Source organism: Peribacillus asahii, from assembly GCF_003570725.1.
GTDB lineage: Bacteria > Bacillota > Bacilli > Bacillales > DSM-1321 > Peribacillus > Peribacillus asahii.
Genome location: NZ_QWVS01000018.1, coordinates 177,695 through 198,780, shown reverse-complemented (window position 1 = coordinate 198,780; position 21,086 = coordinate 177,695). Strand labels below are relative to the sequence as shown.

The window sequence follows — 21,086 nt, the reverse complement described above, 5'->3', positions numbered from 1 at the left end:
ATCAAACTCTCCGATAGAATTTGAATTAGCTCTTCGCACTTTTTTATAGTGTGTGCTCACTTAAAAATTAACGTTGGCGCTTTGTTTTGTTCAGCTTTCAATGAGCAATGTTCGTCGTTTTTTCAGCGACCTTATTATCTTACCAAACTAACCTTAATGTGTCAACTTCTTTTTTAATAAAAGTTTTTTCATTAAAGTAATCATTTAACTTGTTGTCTCAGCGACAAGTAATAATATATCATGGACAAAAATTGTTTACAATACTTTTTCACAAGTTTTTTTAAAAGTAGATTTTCCTTCTCTCATTTTTTTACTTCTCTTCTTTTATCATATTATGACTAGTCATGAATAATATAAACATAAAAAGGGTTTTAGAGGTGACGCAATGAATGCATCCGAAATTGGCTTACTTCTATCTTATTTAATGGCACTCTATTTATTTAGTATCGCCTTTATAGAAGGTATTAAAATTAGTAACCAAAACAACAAGAAAGTAAATGGAAGCACTTTGATTATGAGCTTGCTATTTGCTCTTTTTTTCACAAGAATGGCTACTTTATTTTATTCCTATCAATAAAAAAGCGATAGGCATATAATGCTTTATCGCTTTTCAACCTTTTTATACTGCTTTCTCTCTTCACATAAAAACATTATGAGTCCATAACAGATAACTGCACCGCCTAATAATTGTGTCCAAATAACTTTTTCTCCAAAAAGAAAGTACGCTAGGATGGTTGCTCCGACCGGTTCTAAAAGAATCGCCATAGAAATCGTCGTCGTACTCAACCATTTTACTGCCCAATTAAATAAAGAATGCCCTAATAACGTAGGAAAAATTGCTAGAAGAATAAAGTACATCCAATCAGCAACAGGGTATCCTCTCAATGGTTGCTGAGCTACTACAACATAGATGAACAATACGATTGTACTAAATAAATAAACGATAAACGTATATGTAGTAGATGAAATCCTCTTACGAACACCTTGACCTACTAATAGATAGCTTGTTGCTAAAGCACAGGCAATAAGGGCAAGTAGATCCCCTAAAAGCGCCCAACCACTTATACGAAAGTCCCCCCAGCTAATAATGACACTCCCTATAATAGCTATCGCACCACTTATCAGTACTTTTACGGAGAAACGTTCTTTAAAAAAGAAAAAAGCACCGGCAAAAGCAAATATAGGCTGAAGCGTGACAAGAACTGTAGAGCTAGCAACCGTTGTATAATTCAATGACTCAAACCATAAAATAAAATGAAAAGCTAAAAAAATGCCCGCAGCCATCGTAAGAAAGAAATCCTTCCTTATCATCAACTTTATTTCATGAACATGCTTAATAAGAAAAAATGGTAATAATAGCAACACCGTAAACAACAAGCGATAAAAGGCAATAATTCCCGATGGAGCGGATGCCAATTTCACTAAAATTGCTGAGAACGAAACTGTAATCACACCTACTACTAAAGCAAAATAAGGATTGATAAATGCAGCTTTCATGAAGTTCCCTCTCTTTTAACTTAAAACTAACAGATTCATTGTACCGCAATTCCCTTTTTTGAGGTTATAATAGTTAAAATTATAGATGTTTTTATCGTGGATGGGGATGGTATTGTTGGAATGGTCATTTAATGTACACGAGGAATTATTTATTCTATTAAAGTTAGGTATTTCTGCTTTTTTAGGAATGATTATTGGATTAGAACGAGAAATCAAACGTAAACCAGTTGGATTAAAAACAAGCTTAGTCATTTCTATTGTCAGTTGTATGCTTACGATTGTATCAATTGAGTCAGCTTTTAAATTTCCTGGAAGCGACGAACTTAATGTGACAATGGATCCACTTCGATTAGCGGCTCAAATTGTTTCCGGAATCGGCTTTATCGGCGCTGGCGTTATTCTACGTCGTGATAATAGTATCTCTGGATTAACAACGGCCGCCATTATTTGGGGAGCTGCTGGAATCGGAATTGCTGTAGGAGCCGGATTTTTTATTGAAGCAATCGCAGGGGTCATTCTCTTAATTATTAGTGTAGAGCTTCTTCCCCCTATCATTACTTGGATTGGTCCTATATCACTTCGCCAAAAGGAAATTCTTCTTAAACTTATAATAGAAGAAAAAGAAGACATCTCAAAAGTGTTACAGAAAATCAGGGACGAAAATATTCATGTAAAAAACATTCGAATTAAAGATGTGGAGACAAACATTCACTCACTTACCATAAGAATACTTGTCGATCAAAAAAGAAAAACATCTGATGTATATTACACAATTTCTAGTATTCAAGAAGTCTCTAAAGTAGAAATTGAAAATATTTAAAATCCAATAACATTCTATCAACAACGCCAAAAATTCAGTTCAAAAATCCGTTATAATTCCATATTCTAACGGATTTTTCCTTTTTTATTGACTTTTCTATTAATTCAGTTAAAATAATTGGTGTATCCTATTCGGGGCATTAGCTCAGCTGGGAGAGCGCTACGCTGGCAGCGTAGAGGTCAGGGGTTCGAGCCCCCTATGCTCCATCCTTTTTCAAAGAGCAAAACCCTTATACATCAAGGATTTTGGCTTTTTTATTACGGGCACACATATCCTCATATCTTGTACATTTCCAGTGAAAATTCGCTAAATATGATAATTTTCGGCTCTATTAAACAATAATATTGATATTAAGACATAAAAATAGACCATCGTTTCCGATGGTCTTCAGAGTGTAGAGAAACCCTTTATTTTTTAATTTTCGTTTGAACTCCATCTTTTTTCTGTTGTTTCCGCACTAAATATTGTGTTATTTCCTGATTCAAAAAACAATATATGGATTTCCTATGAATATAAAAAGCCAAAGCACCGTTCGTTAAAGAACGTTATTTTAATAATATAAACAAGTAATTCTTCCTCATTGTTTAAATGATTCTAATTTTTGAATTTGAACCCCTTTACCATCAAAGTTCTCCTCTGCTAACCATTGAGTAATTGCCTGTTTATGTAGAGGCCACTCTTCTATTAACATTGAAAACCAGCAAGTATCTCGTGAGCGTTTTTTATAGATTACTGCGTTTCTGAAAGTACCTTCGTATGTAAAGCCTAAACGTTTAGCCGTTTGAATAGAAGGCGCATTAAGGGAATCACATTTCCATTCATAGCGTCGATATTGAAGTTCTTCGAATACATACATAGCTAATAGTTGATGTGCTTCCGTAGACATTCTTGTTCTTTTTAATCTATCTGAAAAGTTAACATTTCCTACTTCAATTACTCCATTTTCTTGATCTATTCTCATTAAACTAAATACTCCAAGTGGTTTATTGGTTTCTTTATTTAACACGACATAGCACACGCTTATAGTGCTTTCTATTTTTTTGAGTAATGTCTGCTCAAATTCCTCGTAGTTTTGAGGTAATTCATCGGTTAAATAAGTCCAATTACTAGGGTCAGAATTTTTATAAGCACTATAAAGTTCTTTCAAGTGTATACGAGATAGTCTTGTGACAATGGTATAATTTCCTACATAACACATATCAGCAGGAAATTTTCTTTTTTCCCAATTGGATACCTCTTCGCCAATGGGCTGATTATACTCGTTTACTCTCTGATTCATTTAATAGCACCCCTTCATTATGTTTTTTTTACAGTTTAATCTGATAAAAAAATAAATCATCTAACTCCACTTAAACTGCCCCGTTCGCTGAAGTACACTTATTCACGATATCCATTTACCCCACTAGGCATTACTAAACAATCTGGTCCGATCGTGGAGCAACACCTTTATAAAAATGATACAGATGTTCTTGTAAGGGTATAATAGCCTTATACTAAATCAAAGGAGTCGTGCTTTATGAGCCAAAGAGTTTCTTACTATGACATTGCCCCTGATGGTATGAAAATTATGATGGATATGGAAAAATACACGAAAACAATAGCAATCGAACGAAAACTTCGTGAGCTTATTAAAATTCGTGTTTCTCAAATTAACGGCTGTGCATATTGTTTGAATATGCATACAGCAGATGCACGAAAAATGGGTGAAACAGAACAAAGAATATACTGTATTAGCGCTTGGCAAGAGTGTGAATTCTATACAGAAGCAGAAAAAGCAGCTTTAGAGTTGGCAGAGCACGTGACATTAATCCCGACAAAACGTGTTCCAGATGAGCTTTATCAACGAGTGCGTGAACATTATGACGAGAAACAGTATGTTGACCTTGTTCTGATAATTAATCAAATTAACAGTTGGAATAGAATTTCTATTTCAATGGGGAATATAGCAACTGAAAAATAATTACTCTAAATTGCATTTTCAATATTCAGCAATAGGGCGCAATTTTGGAAGAAATGCGCTCTTTCTTTAAGAGCTATTTAATGAATACAGTACTTATAGAAAAGTAGAATATTTATCGACATTTAATGAAAAACTTAATTGACATGTTTCTTTTACCAGCAATTTTCACAGGAGGAAATAGAAAATGGAATTCACATCCAAAAATATCTTTATTAATTTATCAGTAAAAGACGTGAATAAGTCCACCATTTTTTTCAAGGAGATAGGTTTTAAGTAATCTTGGCATTTCCTTATTTCGAGTGGTGACGGCTTCGCTAGTACTCTCCCTAATAAAAAAGACATTACATATTAGTCATATAAAATATGTAACGTCCTTTAATTTATATATCTTTTTTAATTTAGGTCCGGATAACACCTTTAGTGGCTTTATTTTATTTAAAATAACGTATCTATTCATTCTCTATATCTACTAAAAGCTTTTTAAAATTAATTTGGCTCTACATGTACATGAACATCGTATACCCCATAATCATTTATCATGACTTTTTCAATATGGGTTGCTATCTCGTGAGCTTCTTTAATATCTAGGGTAGAATTAACAAGAATTTCAACATCTATTACTTCGTTATTCCCATAGTTTCTCCCTTTAATCTCTTTTAGTCCTTTAACTCCATCTAATTTTAATATTACATTTTTATACAGTTCTATTTTCTCTGGGTCAAACCCATCCGAAAGTTCATGAGAAGCTTGTTTAAAAATATCCCAAGCTGTTTTACATATTAATAAACCTACAATAATAGCTGTTACTGTATCAAGCCAAGGCATATGTAATTGTGAACCGAAAATACCTACTGCAGTTCCTATACTTACCCAGGCATCTGAGATGTTATCTTTTGCAGCTGCCATAACTGATTTGCTATTAATTTTACTAGCTAGCTTTTTATTGTAGCGATAGACAAAATACATGACTAATGCAGAAAATACACCTACATAAGCTGCTATTATGTCCGGTGACTCTTTCCCACCTTGAATCATTGAAGTAACAGCATCAAGCAACACTTGTATACCCACTGCTACCATAATAAATGAAGCAATCATTGATGCAATAGTTTCACTTTTCCAATGACCATACCCATGATCCTTGTCAGGTGGTCTTTGTGAAAGCCTTAGTCCAATAAGTACAGCAACAGATGCAATGATATCGGTTGTATTATTTAGACCATCTGCTTTTAATGCAGCAGAGTCACTTATATACCCAATAGCTAATTTTAAAACGGAAAGACAAATGTAAGCAACTATACTAATGATTGCTCCACGCTCTCCTAATTTAAGATTATTATATTTTATCTCTTCCAAAAGTAAGTCTCCCCTCAACCAAGTGCAAAAATTATCATAACAAGTGAAATATAGGTGGGTCTAGAGCAACCTTTTTGCAACACTCTATCTAATCTGAACATATATAAATATTTTGCACTGGGGAAAAACCAACTGAGGTTTGTTTTGCCACTTAAAGAAGTAATTTATGCTTATTTTAAGTACTATTTTGCACATCTAACCTTAAAACTCACTACCTTCATATGAGAAGGTTAATAGATGTTACTTTCTTGTTAAGTTGTTTTAGTTTAATGAACAAAAAGAACCGTTGAAAGAGATTTAAAAAAACACTCATCCTCGCCATCAAGGTTCTATGGATATCCGAACCAGCAAAGCAGTGATTAAAAAATAAAACGCTGGATAAATGACTAACTCGTTATCTACCACTCTCATTTTGCTTAATTATTTTTTAGCAGTGTACCAAAACCATGCTGCATATATGACCGCATCCTTACACAAAATATGCACAAACGTATTTTTTCTTTTTATCGTAGTTAACTAGAGTGCATAAACAAACTCTTAAAAACATTGATATATCAAGGGTTCCCTTTGCTCAATTGAACTCAATTAAATTTAATTTACAGGCTTAAAAATAAGCGGGCTGTTCTGGCAGCGTAGAGGCAGGGGTTCGAGCCCCCATGCCCTACACGCATTACGTCAACGTCTCTAAGCAGGTAACGTAACGCTCCTATACCGGACAGCGAAATAAAAAAGCCAACATTATGAATGCTGACTTTCAATCCTCTTTATCTGTTTTTTTAGTGCCTTTGCTTATATAAGGTTTAGCACTTTTCGCTCTGTTCGAACTAGCTTGCCAACGATTCCAGCCCTTCTTGCCTGTCCCTCTACCTGTTCCGCCTTTACCTTTAGCTTTACTGATACCATCACCCCATTTATTCTTGTCTTCAGTTGAATTACTTGTCATGGGTTAATTTTATCCATTTTACTTAGTTATAAACTAAGCGTGATGAACTATACAACATCCTGACAGGTTTTGTATAGTTTGATCCTGACATTTAATAATAACACGTCAGCTCCAATGATAAAAGCTGCGGTCATCACACGGTAACACTTAACCTAGTTCAACATATCGTTTAGTTCGTACAATCCTCGTTGCAGCTCGTCATCACAGATTTGCGTAGGCTTTGTTAACGCCTGCATCTGATACAGCTTCGCGACGATTAATTAGCTTAACGGCCAATTTATAGTACAACTCCAATGATTTGACAGGTGCATTACTGTTGTTGCTTGTTCCCTCTATTATTGTTGGCACATTCATGGTCTTTTATCTTTGTTAACCTGTGTAAAATACCCAAAATGTTTCTTTCCACCTTTTCGAATAATTGCTCCTCCACTTAACTCTAATTTCTCTACATCTTACTTAAAAGCTGTAAGTTATTATAACTAAGCATTTATATTACATAAATAATGACATGACTGTTGGCTATTTTCCATACAATATTTTTGGGGTGAAAAAATGGCCAGAGCAAGCTACCGAAGTTCAGACGTTGACTTAATGGCAAGGATGATGAGAGCAGAAGCCGAAGGTGAAGGACAACTAGGAATGTTATATGTTGGAAATGTAATTGTGAATCGTCTTGTAGCTAATTGTTTAGACTTTAAAGGTTTAAGAACTATTCCACAAGTCATTTATCAAGTACAAGGAGGAAATTATTCTTTTGAAGCTGTTCAAAAAGGGAATGTATTTTATCAAAGAGCGAGAGGTATTGAAAGAAGATTAGCAGAACAGAATTTGAAGCACTGGAGACAGCATCCAGCTAGATATGCTCTTTGGTATTTTAATCCACATGCTCCATGCCCTCCAACATGGTATGGTCAACCTCGTACTGGTCAATTTAAAGAACATTGTTTTTATGAACCAAAACCCGCAACATGCGATAGTGTTTATAGAGGTTAAGCTTACTCTTTGAGTAGGCTTTTTTACATATTTAAAATATTTATACAATATAAAACTTTTAGTAATAGTTTTTATTTAAAAAGTAAGATTTTCACTCGGAGCAATTATAAAATTTAGTAGCATAACGCAAATTCAGAAATAAGATTAGAAGCACTCACTTTAAGCATAATCTTATCACCTAATTAACTAAATGCGGCGAAGCCTATTTTCCTTCCTTAATCATCCTTCAATTCAAAAGTAGTACCAATTTCACATTGCTCCTCATGAGAGATAAAATCGTTCAAGAGATAATAAAGAATGGATAATTAGATTGACCTTTGCCATATGTACAAGAGTCTTTTCAATTGAGTAGGACTACATATGCATAGCCCAGCATATAATGATTGTTCCTAAAAATAAATGTCAATAATTCCGGGCCGGTGCATATATAAATATAGATGCTTTGGTGAGGGGGATGATATATGCATGTATTATCGGCAGATTAATTATATTGTACAGCCTGGAGATTCGTTGGATACGATTTCTCGAAAATTTGAAACAAATGCTGAACGTATTAAATATGAAAATCAGCTAACTTCTAATATTATTTATATTGGTCAGCAATTGGTAGTGCCCGTTATTGCTGAAAGGAATATTTATATTGTTCAACCAGGTGACAGCTTGTACACAATTGCAACGAAACTTGGTGTTTCGATTGGAGAATTGCAAAGAATAAATCAATTACGTTCCAACACGATTTATGTTGGACAACAGTTTGTTATTCCTGAAGAAATTGATGAGGATTATTACGTTGTCCAAGAAGGAGATTCTCTCTCTTCAATTGCACAACGTTTTGAAACAACTGTTGGCACAATAAAAACGTTGAATAACCTAGATACGAATATAATTTACATTAATCAAAGATTGAAAGTATCTGAAATAGATGAGAGACAAACTGAATATGTCGTTAAGTCAGGTGATTCCTTATACGAGATTGCTCGTAGATATAATACAACCGTCGAGAGTATCCTTATCTTAAATCATTTAGAAAGCATGAACCTAACTGTCGGTCAAAGAATTAAGATTCCGGCATACTCGGAAGTGATTGTCAATATAGATAGCGCGAACGTTCGACAACGGCCAGGTTCTAATTTTAGAGTAATTGCCCAAATGGATCGCGGCGCAAGATTACCTCTTATTGGCGTTCAAGGAAATTGGTATAAAGTTGTATTATTCAATGGTAATCCAGGATGGATCTCTAAAACAGTTTCTACCTTAAGAGCATATGATGGATCTAATCCTATTATTCAAATTTTAGGATATTATACATTATCAGAAGGACCTACATTACCTAGCTCTTACCAATCCTTTGTGACAAACACAGGGAATATTTCACAAAACGGATTATTCTTATTCAGAATTAATAAAGACAATCCAACAACAATCGAAAAGTTTGGGCAATTTACTGATGAAGAAGTACGAAATCTTGTACGAATTGGTCATCGTCATAATGTAAAAATGTTAGCAACTGTTCATAACCTTTTATATGCAGAAGGCGTAGAACTAGCAAAGCAGGTTATTCACGAGTTGGTTTCCTCTGAACAGAATATGGTTGCATTTGCTGAAAATTTAGTTAGATTAGTCGAAAGATATGGATTAGACGGTGTTGATATTGATATTGAGGATTTACTGGAAGAAGATCGGAATCGTTTAACCCAGTTATATCGAGTAATCGGGCGCGTTTTTGATGCAAGAGGATATTTCTTCTCGACTGCTGTACCATCTAAAACAGGACCAGAGGATCCAAGTGTTTTTGCAAAACCATTTGACTATCCAAAATTACATGTACCAACTGATCAATTTGTCATTATGCTTTATAATGAGCACGGTTGGCCAGGAAGCGGACCAGGTCCAGTCGTATCAATTGGCCGGATGGAGAAAGTGCTACGTTACGCTATTACAGTGATGCCTAAAGAAAAAATCGTTGCTGCTGTTTCAGTATTTGGTTTTGATTTTAATCTCCAAACAGGTCGTGCGGCTTATGCATCGTTTGATCGAGCAATGACTCTAGCTAAACAATACAATAAAGAAATCACTTTTGATGAAGAAACAAAAACCCCAATGTTTGCCTATACAGATGAACAAGGGGTCAATCACGAGGTATGGTTTGAAAATCGAGAAAGTATAAAAGCAAAGGCTGAACTTGCAGACCGTCTTGGAATAAGAGGCTTAGCACTTTGGAGATTAGGCATGGAAGATGAAGGCATGTGGGATATGCTTGAAAGTGAAGTAGTCGTGAGAAAAGCTGGATTAGAAAAATAACTTTTTAAATCCAACTAAATTGCTGATTAAAGAAAAAGCCCTATTTCTCAGCAGTAACATCGAGAAATGAGGCTTTTTAATATTGAAATTTCTTTAACGTTGTAAATCCACCTTTTCCTAGTGCTATCCCTTATAAAAAAAGGAAAGCTTGTATGAATGCCCATGCAACAGTTCCTATTATTGGAGCAACTTTTAACAGCATTACCCCATCCGCCGTTGAAATTAATGACTCCAGCGGGTCTTTTGCAGGGGAAGTTAGAAAATTGACAAATCGCTCCCACCTACTCGCCTTCATTGGGAAATCTGGTATATCTACATGATATTCATCTAACTTCGTACACAGATGATGATCCTTATTAAAGGGATCCTGCCTCATATTCGTCTCCCCCCAATTCTTCTTTTAATCTTTTGATTGCTATGTGTAATCTGGATTTAACCGTCCCTTTCGGAATTTCAAGGACTTTGGCTATTTCCTCTTGTGGCATATCGTGATAGTAGAACAGCAATACCGCAGCACGCTGGATTTCAGGGAGTTTCGCAATAGCCTCTCGAATAGTTATTCTGTCTGAATGATGGAGTTCTTCGGACTGTATCGGACTAAGAAAGGGTAACAGGCTTCTCCATTTCTTGCGGCGGTTTAATTTCGTTATCATCAATCGATATGCAATTTGAAAGAGATAGGATTTTAGTTTTCCATTCCTCGGATTATACTTGTGCTTGTAACGCTGAAGTTTGACAAATGTATCCTGAACAATATCAATGCTTAATTGCTCATCCCTTGTATAACGGAAAATAAACGAATAAAGAGACGGTTTTAATAAGATGTAAATGCCTTTTAACGCTTCTTCATCTCCATTTTGATAAGCAATCATCAATTGATCCTCACACTCATTCAATATCATCGCCCCAGCGTTCCTTAATAGATTTTAACGTCATTGATACCCTAGAAATTAAGTAAAGAATAGATACAATCGTCCATACTTGTGCTTGATTTGTAAAAAATTGCACAAAAACATTTTCAACTGTTTCACCGATAGAGATTAAAACCTTAAGGACTTGAACACAAATAATGGCGTATATAGCTAATATAAGCGTAAGTGTATCAAATACGTTCCACCTTAAGTATACCTTTGTTTTCTTATAATTGATTTTGCCTTTTTCACGGATAATATGCTTACGATCCATTGAAATCGCAATCGCTAAAATTAAAACCAATAAAACACCTGCAACGATAAGAGAAACAATCCAACCTGTGCCCATTTGTAACATCCCCAATCTATCTTCTTTTCTAACTATACAAACGAGAAGACAAAAAGGTTCAGTCCTTTTTTATCACTTCCAAATGATTTTCAAATTTTACGGTCAATGCTGCTCCAGCTTCTTATATCACATATTCATAAATATTCATTAATATATAAAAACCCTCAGATCATCTGAAGGCTTTTTGAGTTAAATAGGAAAATGAACAAAAAATATTGTACCTTCACTACTTGTTTTTATATCCATGATAGCGTCATGCTTAGACACTATTTTTTGGCAAATAGATAAACCCAATCCCGTGCCATTTTCCTTTGTACTGAAAAAAGGCTTATCAATTTTATTAATGATTTCTTGCTTAATTCCCTTTCCTTCATCTTGTATCGCTAAAACTACTTCATCATCTTGCTGATATGTTTTTATTGTTAGGGTCCCTCCAGAAGACATTGCATCAAGCCCATTTAGAGAAAGATTTAAAATCAATTGCCGAATTTCCCTTTCATTAATTTTCAATTCAGAACAGTCGTTTAAATCCAGATAAACTTGATGATTAGAATACATAGCTTTTGCCTGAATAAGGGGAAATAAGTTTTCGATAATGACATTCAAATCTTTGGAAATTCGTTTTGTGTTATTCGTTTTTGATATGGATAAAAATTCACTAATAATGTTATGGGCACGATCTAACTCTTCAAGCATAATATCAATAAATTCAGGAGATGGTATATCCTTAGAAATTTGTAAAAATCCACGAATGGTTGTCATCGGATTACGCACCTCATGAACAATTCCTGAAGCCATTTCACCGATGAGATTTAATCCATCTAGCCTTGCCATCTCTTTTTCAACGGACATTCTATCTGTTATATCCGTAATAACAGATAGAATGCATTCTTCTCCATGAATGTCCATAAATTCAGTAGACAATAACCCATCTCGCAATTCTCCTAATTGATTGAAATACTTAATTCTACTACTTTGAACGGGATGGATTAAATCCTTTGTTTCTACAACGGTTTCAACGTTATCATTTGATTGAACGATATATTTTATAGAGAGATCCGATCGATTAACAACCTTATCATAGTGATTATAGCCAAAGCTTGTCAGCCAGGTTTTATTTACATTAATATAATGCCAATCTTTTACCGCCTGCAACGAAACAAGACACGAGGTTGACTCAAATATTTTGCGAAATCTCTCTTCCTCCAGTAGATGCCGTTCCGTAACATCCCGAATCGAACAAACATAAACATGCTGCCCTCCAATTTTCGCCTCACCCAGTTGAATGTCAGCTGGAAAAACATCTGTATTCTTACAGACGGCAAACGTTTCAATAATCCTACCTAGTTTATGGGAGTCTGAATAATAACTAGTTATACTAGGAACGAGCAAATCAATCGGCTCTCCACTCAATTCTTCTTCTGTATACCCAAACATCTTTGTGATAGCAGGGTTAGTCGTTACAATCCGTCCTGCTTTATCAAATGTGACAAGAGTATCTATCAATGTTTGATTAATAACCTTCAACGCTTCATTTTGGAATTTTATCTGTTCTTGATATTGATAAATTTTTACGAAAGCTTCCACTTTCATCTTCAATGTTTCTGGGTGAAACGGTTTAAATATGTAATCAATCGCTCCTGCATGATAGCCCTCCTTAACATACTCTATAGCCTGACTAATAGCGGTTAGGAAAATAATTGGAATATGTTTTGACTTTTCGCGAGATTTTATCAATTTTGCTGTTTCAAACCCATCTAACCCTGGCATTTGTACATCAAGCAAAATAACAGCAATATCTTCTATTAACACACGCTTCAATGCCTCTTCTCCTGAATTGACACTAATTAAATGATAATCTGATGAGGTAAGTATGCTCTCAAGTGCCAATAAATTTTCAGGACGGTCATCTACTAATAATATATTTACTTTCTTTTCATCTTTCCTCCATATGTCGATATAGTTTTTCATTTAAAACGGCTCCCCCTGTGCATTGTCTATTAAGTTTAAAAACTGACTTTTCTATCAAATTAGTATGTAAAACAAATTTAACTATTTATATAGCCATACTCGCATTAAGGACAGAAGCTGATCTATATAAACAGGTTTGCTTATATAATCAGATGCACCCGCTTCTATACATTTTTCTTTATCATGTGCCATAGCTTTTGCCGTCAATGCAATAATTGGGAGCTTCTTGTACTCCGTCATTTCCCGAATTGCATATATCGTTTCATACCCATCCATTTCAGGCATCATAATATCCATAAGAATTAAATCCACATCAGAATTCTCCTTTAAGACACTCATTCCATCCTTCCCATTCTGAGCAAAGACTATTTCCATTTGCTTATTTTCTAGTGCAGAGGTAATGGCAAATATGTTTCTCATATCATCATCAATAACAAGGATTTTCTTTCCTATAAATAGAGTGTCCTCCTGGTCTAAAGCTACAGTCTCCCACTCGTTTCCATCTATAACCTCAATAGCAGGTGCCGCTTCTTTTATAGTACTCGTTTCATATATCGGTAAATATAATGTAAAAATACTTCCCTTCCCTAAATCACTCTCTACTTTTATATCTCCGCCTAACAAACTAGCAAGATCCTGACTAATAGAGAGGCCTAACCCAGTCCCTCCATACTTTCGACTAGTCGTTCCATCTCCTTGATGAAAGGCTTGAAATATTAATTTTTGTTTCTCCTTTGGTATCCCAATACCGGTATCTTTTATTGAAAAAGCTATTGTTGTATTCATATTTTCAACATGCGCCTGATGAACATGCAGTGTAACCACACCTTCTGCTGTAAATTTAATAGCATTTGACAGCAAATTTCTTATAATTTGTTGTAATCGATACTGATCTGTCCGTATTGTTTCCGGAAGATTTTCATCCAATTGAATAGATAACTGAAGTCCTTTTTGCTTAGCAAGTGGTAAAAATTGACGTTCAGCAAATAAACATATATTCTTTAATAATACTTCACTAGGAATGATATCTATTTTTCCTGATTCTATTTTCGATAAATCTAATACTTCATTTATAAGCAGCAATAAATCATTCCCAGATTTATAAATCGTATCAGCAAAAATCACTTGTTGCTCTGTAAGATTTCCTTCTTTATTTTCAGCAAGCAGATTAGCAAGAACGAGTAAGCTATTTAGCGGTGAACGTAACTCATGGGACATATTAGCAAGAAATTCTGACTTATAATTCGAAGTAAGCTCCAATTGTTTGGCCTGTTCCTCAAGCTTTGCGTTCATACAAACTAGTTCATTATGGTGCAGCTGCAACTCTTCAGACTGACTTTGTAACTCTTCTGTTAAATCTTTTGATTCTTTCAAAAGATTTTCAATCTGCATTCGCCCACTAACACTCTTTACTGTAACTCCAATTTGATTAGCTACTTGATTTATCAATGTCTGCTGAATCGGCGTGAATTCTTTAAACTTTGCTAGTTCAATAACAACCATAACCTCTCCTTCATATTCAACCGGTATTATCATAAGATTCGCCGGTGATGCTGATCCAACACCAGAAGTAATTTTAATGTAGTCTTCCGGGAGATCTGTTAAATAAATCGTTCGTTTTTCAAGCGCTGCCTGTCCTACAATCCCTTCTCCATATCCGAAACTAGATTGACCGTTGTTTTGCCCATTAAATGCATAGGATGCAATGCTATGAAATCTCGCTTCTCCTGTTCCTTGTTTAACATAAAAAACACCGTAGTTTGCATCAATCATGGAAGTAATTTTATTAATAAATAGTTGACCTAATGTTTTAAGATCATGAATTCCTTGATACATCGTAGCCATTTCGACAATATTTGTTTCCAACCAGCTTTTTTCCTTTATCGAATATGCCATTTTATTAAATGCCGTTGCGATATCTTCAACTTCGTCTCGGGAATTAACTTCAATCTTAGGTATTTCTGTTTCATTGCTAGAATTTTCTGTCACTTTTTTAATCACATTTGCGATTTTAGAAAGATTTTTTGTTAGATTCCTAGCAATTAGTAGTCCGATAATCATATTTAACAGTACAGCAAGTACACTGAATATGATTAGCATGTGTTTCATTTGTCTTTCTTTTTTTGAATACTCCTCCCTGGTCACATCCATCATTATCTGTTGGCGCCCGGCGAATGATGTTGTTAGCAAGGAGAGCTCATTCCCAATCGGAAACAGTTTATTGACAAAATAGTCAGAAGCCTGTTCTTGATCAACATCTTCTTCAAATATACTTAATATTTCTTCATATCTCGTTTGAAATTCTTGATTAAGTTCGCCTAACTTGATGATGTCTGCTTCACTTTCAGGCTCAACAATCAGTTTATTAGTTTCATCAATTAAATGCTTCATTTCGTTATTTTCATTCTCTAGATTTTCCTTAAACTCAGAATTTCCTGTTAGAAGATACCCTCGTAAGCTATTGGTCTGTCGATAAGATAATACTTGTATAGATTTCACATTATTTAAAATCGTTATCTGTTGATTCTCTATTTCCGCATAAGAACTATCTGCCTTATTTATGTAATAGAAAATAATTCCTATTGTTCCTCCAGAAAAAAAAGAAACAGAAAGAAACCCAATAATCAATTTTTTACTTATTGTTAACCTCACCTAATCTTCCCTCTTTTCTTCTATTAATCTCATCTTAATACTAATTAATTATATAAGATTTATCTGCCATATCTCTAAATAAAATTATAACTCAATTATTAACATTTGATGTAACTATTTATCACGTACTTATTCGAAATTTTAATAATTCTAAAACTACAAGCGTTATATATAGCTATATTTTAACATCACCACCAATAAACCGCCTAATTTCGACACAAAATGTACACAATTATACAGACTTATTTCGACATACATCTATAAATTATTTATCATATACTTATTTACAGGAATTACATGTAACAAAAAATCACATTTGAAATAGAAGGCTGCGTTAAACCATCTTGTTGTTAACAGCATTCTATAACAAAGTCAAATTAAAAACAGATAAACTTTGGAGGAAGATAAAGTGACGGTGACTCAATTAAAAAACAAACAACTTTTTTCTGATTATTCTATAAATTATTTTTATGATGAGATGTTTACCCCTGACGGAAAAATTAAAGCACCTTATGCAAAGCTTTTTTCCCAGTTTTCAAAAATGGGAATTGATGAATTATCGGTTAGAAACTCATTGATGCAGTCGCAAATGCTGAAACAAGGAATCACATTTACACTGTATGACACGAACGATACGGATGCAAATTCCGAACGAACAATTCCATTTGATCTTATCCCAAGAATTATTACATCGAATGAATGGCAACTACTAGAAGAGGGGCTGAAACAAAGAGTTCGCGCCCTAAATATGTTCATTAAAGATGTATACCACGAACAAAATATTTTTAAAGATAATCTTATTCCAAGGAAAATGATTATCACAAATCCATACTTTCAACCAGATATGGTTGGTCTGAACATCCCAAACAACAATTATATTCCCCTTTCAGGAATTGATTTAATACGGAGTGAAACAGGAGAATTTTATGTGTTAGAAGATAATTTGCGAAATCCATCAGGATTGTCTTACGTATATAAAAATCGTGATTTAATGATGCAACGCTTCCCTGAATTATTCTTTGAATACCAGGTTCGCGACATTCACCAAGGTTTAAATGATTTACTTGGCAGCTTACGTAGTTTAGCACCTAATAATAAACAGGATCCTCTAGTTGTCTTATTAACACCTGGTGTTCATAACTCAGCTTACTATGACCATGTCTTTCTTGCCCAAGAGATGGGAATTGAGCTCGTCGAAGGAAGAGACTTGACGGTCATTGATCAAAAAGTGTATCTAAAAAGCGTTGAAGGACTTCGTCAAGTGGATGTTATCTATCGACGAATTGATGATGATTTCCTAGACCCGCTTGCTTTTCGTCCGGATTCTTTACTTGGTGTGCCCGGACTTATGAATGCTTACCGTGCTGGAACTGTAGCCCTTACAAATGCACCTGGTACAGGTATAGCTGATGATAAAGCTGTATATGCGTATGTTCCTAAGATGATTCGTTATTATTTGAATGAAGAACCTATTATTCAAAATGTACCTACATATATCCTTACAAATCAAGAAGAAAAAGAATTCGTTCTTGATAATCTTTCAACTATGGTTGTAAAAGAACGGACACTCTCTGGAGGTTACGGCATGTTAATTGGACCGACGGCTTCTGAAACAGAGATTATGGAATTTGCACAAAAAATTAAGCAACATCCTGAACGCTTTATCGCGCAACCGACAATCAAACTCTCTTGCTCACCTACTTTAACGAATCATAAAAACATCGCTCCTCGTCATATTGATTTACGTGCATTTGTTTTTATGGGGGAAGATATTCAACTTGTTCCCGGAGGACTTACACGAGTCGCATTAAGGGAAGGTTCACTAGTGGTTAATTCATCGCAAGGCGGCGGTACAAAAGATACATGGGTTTTATAACCTTCTTTAAATTAAACAAAATTTTATCGATGAGGTGTTTGAAATGATGAATCGTTGTGCTGAATTAATGTTTTGGGTAGGACGCTATCTAGAAAGAATTGAAAATCATACAAGGTTAATAGATGTAAACTATCATCTTCGTCATGAATTAAAAAGAAATACAACGGAACAAGACTATAACTGGGAACGACTTATCGGTGCAATTGGCCATGTTGACATATTTAAGAGCAAGTATGAAACAATTAACGAAAAAACAGCCCTCCACTTCTTAACATTTGACAAAACAAATCAAAATTCTATTTTCTCCTGTGTACAACAAACTAGAACCAACATACGGGTTCTTCGACAATACCTCCCAAATGAGTTATGGGATATTATAAACTCCCTTTACCTTTGGTTAAAAGAACGAGATATAGATTCCGTTATGAGGCAGTCTCCTTACCTTTTCTATCAACAACTCAGAGCACGATTGACTATTTTTAACGGTACTGTAGATGCTACAATGGTTCGCGATCAGGAATGGAACTTCATTCAAGCCGGAAAAAATTTAGAACGAGCTGAAAATATTCTGAGAACCCTTAATACCATTTACCTTAATTTTATGGAGGATGGGTCTCTATCACAAGATACTAACAATTATGACCGTGTGTTTGCTCTATTAAAATCGGTTGGTGGTTATGAAGGCTTCCGTAAATTTTATGCAAATAATGTTACATTTGAAAACGTAATTGAATTTTTAATCCTTAATTCGACTTTTCCAAGATCCGTTCATTTTGCGTTAACTTCCTTAGAAGCAAATTTACAAAGTATTAAACAGAAAGATTATAATTTCTCCTTTCTATCAAATCGAGAAGTTGAACTTACAGGAAAAATGAAAAAAATTCGTGAAGGTGTTCGAGAGGAACTTTATGAATTAGATTTGCTACGTCAGATGTTACAGTCATGCCATCAGCTTGGTGATACAATCTCAAAAACTTTCTTTCAAGAGGAGTATGTTGAAGCATGAAATACGAAATTAACCATCTTACAAAGTATACCTATCAAGAACCAGTAGTCGACAGTATTAATGAAGTTCGTCTCACACCTAGAAAAGATGAACGCCAGATATACTGCGAACAAAATATTTTGATTGAACCAAAAGTTTCATTATTTTCATACAAAGACTTTTTTGGTAATACTGTCCATTATTTCACAAATCCAACACCTCATCAGGAACTTTTAATCCAATCACATTCCATCGTTGAAATAAAAGATATCGACGATAGACAAGTTACAAACCACGTTCCTTTTGAGACTGAATGCAACATATTAACAGGTGAAACCTTTCAAAATAACTTTGCAGAATTTTTAATGGAAACAGACTATACACGTGTCACGCCTGAGTTACAGACATTTTATGATGAAACCGTTCGTACATACCAAGTTAAAAGTGTTTATCAACTTCTTGAGGAAATTTCAAATCTACTACATACAAGCTTAATCTATGATACCGGAGCGACTAATGTTCACACGACAGTCGAAGAGACATTACGTTTAAAACGAGGTGTCTGTCAAGACTATGCCCATTTAATGATTGCACTTTGCCGTTTAGCTGATATTCCATCCAGATATGTAAGTGGATACCAATTCATTGGGGATATTCACAATAATCAAACCGACATTCAGCACGCCTCTCACGCATGGGTCGAAGCTTATGTTCCTAAGGTTGGATGGATTGGTTTTGACCCAACTAATAACGGTAAAATCGATTGGCGCTATATTAAAATTGGCCACGGTCGCAATTATCAAGATATCGTCCCCGTCAAAGGTGTTTATCAAGGATTAGGCGGGCAGCGATTGGACGTATCCGTTGATGTAAAGATTTTAAACTAACCCTTTAAGATAACAAACAATAAGTGACAAGCACCGTATAGAAATTGATGGTCCCTGCTACTAAAAACATAATTAAATAGTATTATTCATTTAATAATTAAAAATTTCTCTACATACTGAAGAGGTGAACCACTTTATAGTTCACCTCTTTTTATTTAGTTACTATATAATTGTTTTACTTTACTCCCATGGAGCACGAAGTAGGCACCCAGTAAGATTAGGACAAGAACTCCTAATAATGTATACAGCATACGGAACCCTACTAAAGGAATAATAAAGCCTAGAAAAAACGGACCGATACCAATTCCAAAATCAAGCCCTATATAAAAGGTCGAAATCGCAAGTCCAATGTTTTTAGGAGGAGCAACTTTCGCTGCAATAGCTTGAGCGCTAGACATATACGTACCAAAACCAAATGCAAGCAAAGCACTTGCAAGTAATAATACAAAACTGCTATGCGCATAGCTCACTACAAACAAACTGACAAAGAATAATACAATACATGGGTACATAATAAAGTTATCGCCCTTTTGATCAAGTAATTTCCCTGCCACTGGACGCGTTATGAATAAGAAAATTGCATAAATTAAAAAGAAATAACTTGCCGCATCAACTAATTCAATTTCATATGCGTATAAGTTAATGAACGCCATAATACTTGAATAGGCAATGCCCATAAATACCGTAATAACGGCAATCGGAATGGCTTTCTTCTCGAAAAAGTCTGAAACGTTAAAACCAAGTTTAATACTTTTACGTTCTTCCGGTGTTAAATCCGCTTCCTTTACTTTCGCAAGTAGGGCAAAAACAACTGCCACCGCAGCACAGAACGTACAACAATATAAAATCGCATTAAAATCTGCATGATTCATTAAATAAATACCAACAAATGGGCCAATTGCTGTTGAAGCCGTTGCACTGAGTGAGTAATAGCCAGTTCCTTCTCCACGGCGACCAGTTGGAATAGCATCCATTACCGTCGTTGTCATTGCGGTATTCGCAAAGCCGAAGCCGACACCGTGGATAAAACGAACAGCAAATAAAAATGCCAAATTATCAACCAAGAAATACAAAAGCATCGCAAGGAAGAATAACAATAAGCTACTATACATCATCTTTTTACGGCCCACTTTTTCAACCAATTTACCGGCAACTAAGCGTGCGAGTAGTGCCCCGATAATAAAAATACTTGAAGCAAGACCACCTTGACTTTGAGAAGCACTAAATTGTTGAATCGTATAAAGCGTCACGGTAGTCATCAGCGTATAAAACGCTAGGCCAACAAAGAAGTTGGAACCAATAAATAATACAAAATCTTTCGTCCATAATTTTGAAGATTGCAACCTATTCATCTCTTTTCCATACATAATTACTCAGATAACTATACACGAAAATTGAAGGAAATGGCGACTTTTCAGGATAAATTTTATCATTTTAGACGTGAAGAATTCCCCCTCAAATTTTTATTAGACATTTAAGTAGCGAGTAGTTCAAGATCTCCACACTCGTCCTCATAACCTGTATATCTTCAAAAATTCCTCAAAAATCTACACACACGAAGTATCCCCATAATTATTATGAACTA

Annotated in this window: 18 protein-coding genes and 1 tRNA gene; 9 read left to right on the top strand and 10 right to left on the bottom strand. The window is 34.8% G+C overall.

Annotated elements, in window-relative coordinates; genetic code table 11:
- Nucleotides 1–385: 385 nt before the first annotated feature.
- Nucleotides 386–577, top strand: a complete 192-nt coding sequence (locus tag D1953_RS11815; protein WP_119117380.1) for a hypothetical protein — start codon at nt 386–388, stop codon at nt 575–577.
- 23 nt (nt 578–600) lie between these two features.
- Here the strand turns inward: D1953_RS11815 and D1953_RS11810 are convergent, their stop codons facing one another.
- Nucleotides 601–1,497 (bottom strand): DMT family transporter, encoded by an 897-nt coding sequence (locus tag D1953_RS11810; RefSeq protein WP_119117379.1) that lies wholly within the window; start codon nt 1,495–1,497, stop codon nt 601–603.
- A 115-nt stretch (nt 1,498–1,612) separates the two neighbouring features.
- Between D1953_RS11810 and D1953_RS11805 the strand changes: the two genes are divergently transcribed.
- Nucleotides 1,613–2,317 carry an MgtC/SapB family protein gene (locus tag D1953_RS11805; protein WP_281271541.1) on the top strand — a complete coding sequence of 235 codons (705 nt, stop codon included), beginning with the start codon at nt 1,613–1,615 and terminating at the stop codon, nt 2,315–2,317.
- A gap of 133 nt (nt 2,318–2,450) precedes the next feature.
- Nucleotides 2,451–2,523 (top strand) — tRNA-Ala (locus D1953_RS11800).
- Between the two features lie 371 nt (nt 2,524–2,894).
- Here D1953_RS11800 and D1953_RS11795 read toward each other — a convergent pair.
- Entirely contained in the window at nt 2,895–3,596 is a 702-nt protein-coding gene (locus D1953_RS11795; protein ID WP_119117377.1) for a GNAT family N-acetyltransferase, read from the bottom strand.
- A 237-nt stretch (nt 3,597–3,833) separates the two neighbouring features.
- On the opposite strand from D1953_RS11795, the gene D1953_RS11790 reads away from it, so the two are divergent.
- Nucleotides 3,834–4,277 carry a carboxymuconolactone decarboxylase family protein gene (locus tag D1953_RS11790; protein ID WP_119117376.1) on the top strand — a complete coding sequence of 148 codons (444 nt, stop codon included), beginning with the start codon at nt 3,834–3,836 and terminating at the stop codon, nt 4,275–4,277.
- Nucleotides 4,278–4,763: 486 nt separating this feature from the next.
- Here D1953_RS11790 and D1953_RS11780 read toward each other — a convergent pair whose 3' ends face one another.
- Both D1953_RS11780 and D1953_RS11775 read right to left on the bottom strand, forming a co-directional pair.
- Nucleotides 4,764–5,633, bottom strand: a complete 870-nt coding sequence (locus D1953_RS11780) for a cation diffusion facilitator family transporter (RefSeq protein ID WP_119117375.1) — start codon at nt 5,631–5,633, stop codon at nt 4,764–4,766.
- 754 nt (nt 5,634–6,387) lie between these two features.
- On the bottom strand, nt 6,388–6,531 hold the full coding sequence (locus D1953_RS11775) for a DUF3934 family protein (RefSeq protein WP_119117398.1): 144 nt from the start codon (nt 6,529–6,531) through the stop codon (nt 6,388–6,390).
- Between the two features lie 597 nt (nt 6,532–7,128).
- Here D1953_RS11775 and D1953_RS11770 point away from each other — a divergent pair.
- Together D1953_RS11770 and D1953_RS11765 are read left to right on the top strand one after the other, a co-directional pair.
- Entirely contained in the window at nt 7,129–7,569 is a 441-nt protein-coding gene (locus tag D1953_RS11770; protein ID WP_119117374.1) for a cell wall hydrolase, read from the top strand.
- Nucleotides 7,570–8,034: 465 nt separating this feature from the next.
- Entirely contained in the window at nt 8,035–9,870 is a 1,836-nt protein-coding gene (locus D1953_RS11765) for a LysM peptidoglycan-binding domain-containing protein (protein WP_119117373.1), read from the top strand.
- A gap of 130 nt (nt 9,871–10,000) precedes the next feature.
- Here the strand turns inward: D1953_RS11765 and D1953_RS11760 are convergent, their stop codons facing one another.
- From D1953_RS11760 to D1953_RS11740, 5 genes are all read right to left on the bottom strand, one after another.
- On the bottom strand, nt 10,001–10,246 hold the full coding sequence (locus D1953_RS11760) for a hypothetical protein (RefSeq protein WP_119117372.1): 246 nt from the start codon (nt 10,244–10,246) through the stop codon (nt 10,001–10,003).
- The gene (locus tag D1953_RS11755) at nt 10,227–10,742 is read right to left on the bottom strand and encodes an RNA polymerase sigma factor (RefSeq protein ID WP_119117397.1); all 516 of its coding nucleotides are present in this window, start codon (nt 10,740–10,742) and stop codon (nt 10,227–10,229) included. Before D1953_RS11755 ends, D1953_RS11760 begins: the two co-directional genes overlap by 20 nt.
- A 16-nt stretch (nt 10,743–10,758) precedes the next feature.
- On the bottom strand, nt 10,759–11,130 hold the full coding sequence (locus D1953_RS11750; RefSeq protein WP_119117371.1) for a group-specific protein: 372 nt from the start codon (nt 11,128–11,130) through the stop codon (nt 10,759–10,761).
- Nucleotides 11,131–11,319: 189 nt separating this feature from the next.
- Complete coding sequence (locus tag D1953_RS11745) at nt 11,320–13,101, bottom strand: response regulator (protein WP_119117370.1); 1,782 nt, start codon at nt 13,099–13,101, stop codon at nt 11,320–11,322.
- Between the two features lie 81 nt (nt 13,102–13,182).
- The gene (locus D1953_RS11740; protein WP_119117369.1) at nt 13,183–15,753 is read right to left on the bottom strand and encodes an ATP-binding protein; all 2,571 of its coding nucleotides are present in this window, start codon (nt 15,751–15,753) and stop codon (nt 13,183–13,185) included.
- A 409-nt stretch (nt 15,754–16,162) separates the two neighbouring features.
- Here D1953_RS11740 and D1953_RS11735 point away from each other — a divergent pair, with 409 nt between their 5' ends.
- The 3 genes from D1953_RS11735 to D1953_RS11725 are packed head-to-tail and all read left to right on the top strand — an operon-like array spanning nt 16,163 to nt 19,501.
- Entirely contained in the window at nt 16,163–17,629 is a 1,467-nt protein-coding gene (locus D1953_RS11735) for a circularly permuted type 2 ATP-grasp protein (RefSeq protein WP_245980065.1), read from the top strand.
- Between the two features lie 43 nt (nt 17,630–17,672).
- A complete protein-coding gene (locus D1953_RS11730) occupies nt 17,673–18,635 on the top strand; it encodes an alpha-E domain-containing protein (RefSeq protein WP_119117368.1) in 963 nt (320 codons plus the stop codon).
- Nucleotides 18,632–19,501 carry a transglutaminase family protein gene (locus D1953_RS11725; protein WP_119117367.1) on the top strand — a complete coding sequence of 290 codons (870 nt, stop codon included), beginning with the start codon at nt 18,632–18,634 and terminating at the stop codon, nt 19,499–19,501. Before D1953_RS11730 ends, D1953_RS11725 begins: the two co-directional genes overlap by 4 nt.
- A gap of 155 nt (nt 19,502–19,656) precedes the next feature.
- Here D1953_RS11725 and D1953_RS11720 read toward each other — a convergent pair whose 3' ends face one another.
- Nucleotides 19,657–20,844: an MFS transporter gene (locus D1953_RS11720; RefSeq protein WP_119117366.1), complete on the bottom strand. Its 1,188-nt coding sequence runs from the start codon at nt 20,842–20,844 to the stop codon at nt 19,657–19,659.
- Between the last annotated feature and the right edge of the window lie 242 nt (nt 20,845–21,086).